At 68.0% G+C, this 5209-nt stretch carries 6 protein-coding genes; all 6 read right to left on the bottom strand.

Features of this window, described 5'->3' with window-relative positions; translation table 11 throughout:
- Positions 1-57 precede the first annotated feature (57 nt).
- The gene (locus AC14A7_RS07410) at positions 58-1224 is read right to left on the bottom strand and encodes an ABC transporter substrate-binding protein (protein ID WP_484007727.1); all 1167 of its coding nucleotides are present in this window, start codon (positions 1222-1224) and stop codon (positions 58-60) included.
- 42 nt (positions 1225-1266) lie between these two features.
- Positions 1267-2022, bottom strand: a complete 756-nt coding sequence (locus AC14A7_RS07405; RefSeq protein WP_484007725.1) for an ABC transporter permease — start codon at positions 2020-2022, stop codon at positions 1267-1269.
- On the bottom strand, positions 2019-2804 hold the full coding sequence (locus AC14A7_RS07400; RefSeq protein WP_484007723.1) for an ABC transporter ATP-binding protein: 786 nt from the start codon (positions 2802-2804) through the stop codon (positions 2019-2021). The genes AC14A7_RS07405 and AC14A7_RS07400 overlap by 4 nt, the downstream gene beginning before the upstream one ends.
- Entirely contained in the window at positions 2801-3691 is an 891-nt protein-coding gene (locus AC14A7_RS07395; protein WP_484007721.1) for an ABC transporter permease, read from the bottom strand. Before AC14A7_RS07395 ends, AC14A7_RS07400 begins: the two co-directional genes overlap by 4 nt.
- A complete protein-coding gene (locus AC14A7_RS07390) occupies positions 3688-4704 on the bottom strand; it encodes a TIGR03842 family LLM class F420-dependent oxidoreductase (RefSeq protein WP_484007719.1) in 1017 nt (338 codons plus the stop codon). The genes AC14A7_RS07395 and AC14A7_RS07390 overlap by 4 nt, the downstream gene beginning before the upstream one ends.
- A gap of 104 nt (positions 4705-4808) precedes the next feature.
- A partial coding sequence (locus AC14A7_RS07385) for an amidohydrolase family protein (protein ID WP_484007717.1) occupies positions 4809-5209 on the bottom strand: 401 nt, incomplete at its 5' end.

Here is a 5209-nt window from a genome sequence, read left to right as displayed (position 1 = left end):
GGAAAGGTGGGTGGTTGGACGGAAAACCCAGCCACCCGCTCAGGTTACAACTGACTTCTACTGGCCGCCCTCGGTGAGCACGACATCGAGCGGCGTGTAGCTGCCGCCGACCTCGACGCCCTCCTCTGCGAGCTCGGCGAGCGCCTTCTCGATGTACTCGTTGGAGTACGCAGAGTCGGCTGGCTCCGTCGTGATGAGGTTGAGGCCGTCCTGGTTGACCGCGGCGAGCGCTCCCGCAACCGTCTTGTCCCACGCGGCCGAGTCGACGAGACCGAAGTCATCGCCCGTCCAGATGAGCTTGTTGACCTCGTTCATCATCCAGAGCTGGTGAACAGGGCCGACGGGGAAGGCGGCCTCCGCGTTGATGGCGGCGTCGTAAGTGATCTGCGCCGCCTCCTCCGGGTTGTCGCGGGCGAAGATCCAGCCCTTGGTGACGGCCTTGAGGAAGCGCACCGCGGCGTCGGCGTAGGCCGGGTCGTCGAGGCGGGCGGTGTCAGCCCAGATCGCGTCCTGCAGCATGGCACCCTCGGTGTCCTCGTAGGAGACGACGTCGAAGTCCTCTGGCTGGTAGAGCTCGCCCGTCTCCGGGTTCACCACCTCGAGAATCTGCGCCCACTCGTTGTAGGTCATCGCCTGGGCTGCGTCGACGTCGCCGTTGAGCAGGGCGTTCATGCTGAAGTCCTGCGTGGTGATCGAGACAGAGGAGGCGTCGAGGTCTTCCGCTGCCATAGCCGCGAAGATCTCCCACTCGTTGCCGAAGCCCCACGAGCCGATGCGCTTGTTCTCGAAGTCGGCGACCGACTCGACGCCATCGCCCGCGAACGATACCTGCAGCGTTCCCGACTTCTGGAAGACCTGCGCGATGTCGGTGAGCTCAGCGCCCGTCTGCTCGAGGGTGCCGAGCACCTTCGGCACCCAGGCGACGGCGAAGTCGACGTCGCCGTTCACGAGGGCATCCTGCGGAACGATGTCGCCGCCAGAGGGGATGATCTCGACATCGTCGAAGCCCTCCTCCTCGAAGTAGCCCTTCTCCAGTGCGACGTAGTAGCCGGCGAACTGCGACTGCGGCAGCCACTGCAGCTGGAGCTTGACCGAGGTGAGCGGCTCGAAGTCGCCGGAGTCGGATCCGTTGTCGTCGGCCGGTGCCGCGCACGCGGAGAGCGCGATCGCCGACACGAGGCCGATCGAGGCGACCGCGAGGCCGCGCCTGATGCTGTGTCTCATTGCTGTGGTCCTTTCCTTCAGGGGGTGGTGCGGGGGAACCGGTCAGACCGGTCGTCTCCTCGACACGAGGCGCTCGAGCAGCGACGTGACGAGGAAGAACGCGAGGCCGATGGCGATGCCGCCGGCGACGTAGGCGAATGCGAGCGATGCCCTGCCCGACTTGGCGTAGGTGGCGATCGCCGTTCCGATGCCGTCGGCCGGGCCGCCGAAGTACTCGGCGACGAGGGCGGCGATGACCGCGATCGAGCTCGCGATGCGCAGGCCGGTCAGCAGGTACGGCAGCGCCGTCGGTAGCGTCAGCACGCGGAAGGTCTGGATGCCGCTCGCTCCAGAGGCGCGCAGCAGGTCGCGGTGCACCGGACGCGTCTGCCGCAGCCCGCGCAGCACGTTGACGAACACGGGAACGAACGCCGCGATACCGGCAACCGCCATGCGGCCGAACTGGCTCGACGCCCCGAACATGGAGTTGAGGATCGGGGTAAGGGCGACGATCGGCACCACGGCGAGGGCGGCGACCAGCGGTGCGAGCATGCCGTCGACGGGGCGGGCGGATGCGGCGAGCGCGGCGAGCACGATTCCGGCGATCGCACCGACGGCGAGGCCGATGAGCGCGTTGGCTGCCGTGACCTGCAGGTCTTCGACGATGATGCCGAACCGCAGCGCGAACTCCGTCACGACGGCAACGGGGCTCGGCAGGGCACGTGGTGCCGCGTGCAGCACGTCGACGACGAGGATCCAGAGCGCGAGCATGACCACCCCGACCACCACCGGTGAGATGTACCGCAGCGCTCGTGTCATCGCTCGTTCGCCCTCTCCGTCGGCACGCCGTGCAGCGCCTCGCGCACCGCGGTGACGCGGTCGAAGAACTCCGGCGACTCGCGAAGGGCCTCACCGCGACCGCCGCCGAGCGAGACCTCGATGACGTCGGTGATGCGCCCGGGCCGCGGGCTCATCACGACCACCCGGTCAGACAGGAACACGGCCTCGGGAATGGAGTGCGTGACGAAGACCACGGCGGCACCCGTCTCGCTCGTGATGCGGGTGAGCTCCGTCTGCAGGCGCTCTCGTGTCATCTCGTCGAGCGCGCCGAACGGCTCGTCCATGAGCAGCAGGCGCGGCTGCTCTGCAAGGGCCCGGGCGATAGCCACGCGCTGCTGCATGCCGCCAGAGAGCTGGTCGGGGTAGCGGCCGACGAAGTCGGTGAGCCCGACGAGGGCGGCGAGCTCTGCCACCCGCGCCGTTCTCGCCGTCTTGCCGACCCCGTGCAGCTCGAGCGGCAGCGCGATGTTGCCAGCGACGGTGCGCCACGGCAGCAGGCCAGCCTGCTGGAAGGCGATGCCGTACTCCTGGTCGACGCGCGCCTGGTGCGCCGTCTTGCCGAAGACCGAGAGCTCGCCGGTCGAGGCGGTGTCGAGGTCGGCGATGAGGCGAAGCAGGGTGGACTTTCCGCATCCGGATGGTCCGATGAGGGAGACGAACTCTCCCTCTGCGACCGTGAGGTCTACGTCGGTGAGGGCGACGACATCCCCGTCGCGGGTCGCGAAGGTCTTGCTAATGCTGGTGGCGGTGACGGCGCTCATGCGACGGCCTCTCCTCTTCTGTAGTTCTTGAGGCCGAGGCCGATGAGGGCGACAGCTCCGGCTGCCACGAGGCCGAGCGCGATGGATCCGAAGGTCGGTCCCCACGGTGCGGCGGGGTCGCTGGAGCCCTGCCCTGCCAGCTGGATCAGCATCCGGCCGATCCCTCCGCGCATGCCGATGGAGACCTCGGCCACGACGGCACCGACCACCGCGCTCGCGGCGGCGAGTCGAAGCGCGGGCAGCAGGTGCGGAACGGCCGCCGGCACGCGCAGCCGCAGCAGCGTCGGCCAGTAGCCGGCCGCATAGCTCTTCATGAGGTCGAGGTGGATGCGGTCGGGCGATTCGAGGCCGCGCAGCACCCCGATCGCCACGGGGAAGAACGACAGGTAGGAGGCGATGATCGCCACCGACAGCCACTGCGGCCACGGCAGGGCGCCCGCCCGGTCGACCTGCGTGCCGATGCTCGAGATGATCGGCGCGAAGGCGATGAGCGGCACCGTCTGGCTGACGACGATCCACGGGAGCAGTCCCCACTCGGCGAGCCGCCAGCGTTGCATGACGAGCCCGAGCAGAGCGCCGACGATGACGCCGATGACCCATCCGGCGGCGGCGATGCCGAGGGTCAGCAACGCGGCCGTGACGACGGGAACGATGAGCGGAGGCGTGGTGCCGCCGCTCGTCGACTGGAAGAGCCGGGCGACCATGTCCCAGATATGCGGCATCGAGCGCTCGTTGGTGCGCGGCAGCAGCATGAAGCCAGAGCCGGTCTCGCCCTCCACCGCGCCGACGACGAGGCCCTGCGCGGGCCCGAGCAGCTTGTAGAGCTCCCAGGCGGCCATGACGGCGACGACGCCGATGGCGCCCCAGACGACTGCCGCTCGCCTCATGCCTTCGCGACGATCAGGTCGCGGAGCGCTGGGATGACGGTCTCGCCGTACACCCGCAGCGTCTCCTCCTTGTTGTCGTGCTGGAGGTAGCCGGCGAACTGGTCGACACCGATCGCCTTGAGCGCCTCGAGCTTCTCGATGTGCTCCTCAGCGGTGCCGAGCACGCAGAAGCGGTCGACGATCTCGTCGGGCACGAACTCGGCGTGGGTGTTGCCGGCGCGGCCGTGCTCGTTGTAGTCGTAGGCCTTGCGGCCGGCGATGTAGGCGGTGAGCTCGCTCGGAATCTCGCTGTCGGCGCCGTACTTCTCGACGATGTCGGCGACGTGGTTGCCGACCATTCCCCCGAACCAGCGGCACTGGTCGCGCATGTGCTCCAGGTCGTCGCCGATGTACATGGGCGCCGCGACACAGAACTTGATCGACATCGGGTCGCGCCCCGCGTTGTCGGCGGCGTCGCGAACCGCCTGAATCATCCACTTCGCTATGTCGAGGTCGGCAAGCTGAAGGATGAAGCCATCGCCGACCTCGCCGGTGAGCTTGAGGGCGAGCGGGCCGTAGGCGGCCACCCACACGTCGAGCTCTGAACCACGGCTCCAGGGAAACTGCAGCTGGGCTCCGTTGTACTCGACCGGGCGAGAGTTGGCGAGCTCGCGGATGACGTGGATCGACTCGCGCAGCGCCGCCAGCGTCGTCGGGGCGCCGTTGGTGACACGCACCGCGGAGTCGCCACGGCCGATGCCGCAGATCGTGCGGTTGCCGTACATCTCGTTGAGGGTCGCGAAGATGGATGCCGTGACCGTCCAGTCCCGTGTCGCCGGGTTGGTCACCATGGGGCCGACGATCACGCGGTTGGTCTCCGCGAGGATCTGGCTGTAGATGACGTAGGGCTCCTGCCAGAGCAGGTGGGAGTCGAAGGTCCAGACGTACTCGAAGCCGTGCTGCTCTGCGAGCTTGGCGAGGTACACCGTGCGCGATGCGGGCGGGTTGGTCTGCAGTACGGCACCGAATTGCATGTTGCTGCTTTCTCTTTTCCCGGAGCTCCAGCTACGGGCTCAGGTCGCGTGCTACGACTGGGTCCCTCGGGCCGCTGCTGGAGCTACGGCGTGTTCTTTGCGGGTCAGATCAGGTACTGCGAGAGGCCGCGCTTGACGAACTTGCCGTCGCCCTTGGCCCCGAGGTAGGTGTTGTCGTCGATGACGACCTTGCCACGCGAGAGCACGGTGTCGACGTGGCCGTCGACCTCGAAGCCCTCCCAGGCGGAGTAGTCCATCCGCATGTGGTGGGTCTTCCCGACACCGATCGAGGTGTGCCCGTCCGGGTCGTAGATGACGACGTCCGCGTCGGCGCCGGGCTGGATGACGCCCTTCTTGCCGTAGAGGCAGAACATGCGCGCCGGGGTGGTCGAGGTGATCTCGACCCACCGCTCGAGGGTGATCTGCCCGTCGACGACGCCCTGGTAGAGCAGGTCGAGGCGGTGCTCGACCGAGCCGATGCCGTTGGGAATCTTCGAGAAGTCGC

The sequence above is a fragment of the Conyzicola sp. genome, from assembly GCF_057073975.1.
The sequence above is the reverse complement of the archived record's forward strand: the minus strand, read 5'-3'. Positions and strand labels throughout refer to the sequence as shown.

What these genes read in the sequence shown, in the direction of transcription:
- AC14A7_RS07395 (WP_484007721.1), bottom strand. Translation starts at nt 3,691, where the DNA reads ATGAGGCGAGCGGCAGTCGTCTGGGGCGCCATCGGCGTCGTCGCCGTC.
- AC14A7_RS07410 (WP_484007727.1), bottom strand. Translation starts at nt 1,224, where the DNA reads ATGAGACACAGCATCAGGCGCGGCCTCGCGGTCGCCTCGATCGGCCTC.
- AC14A7_RS07390 (WP_484007719.1), bottom strand. Translation starts at nt 4,704, where the DNA reads ATGCAATTCGGTGCCGTACTGCAGACCAACCCGCCCGCATCGCGCACG.
- AC14A7_RS07400 (WP_484007723.1), bottom strand. Translation starts at nt 2,804, where the DNA reads ATGAGCGCCGTCACCGCCACCAGCATTAGCAAGACCTTCGCGACCCGC.
- AC14A7_RS07405 (WP_484007725.1), bottom strand. Translation starts at nt 2,022, where the DNA reads ATGACACGAGCGCTGCGGTACATCTCACCGGTGGTGGTCGGGGTGGTC.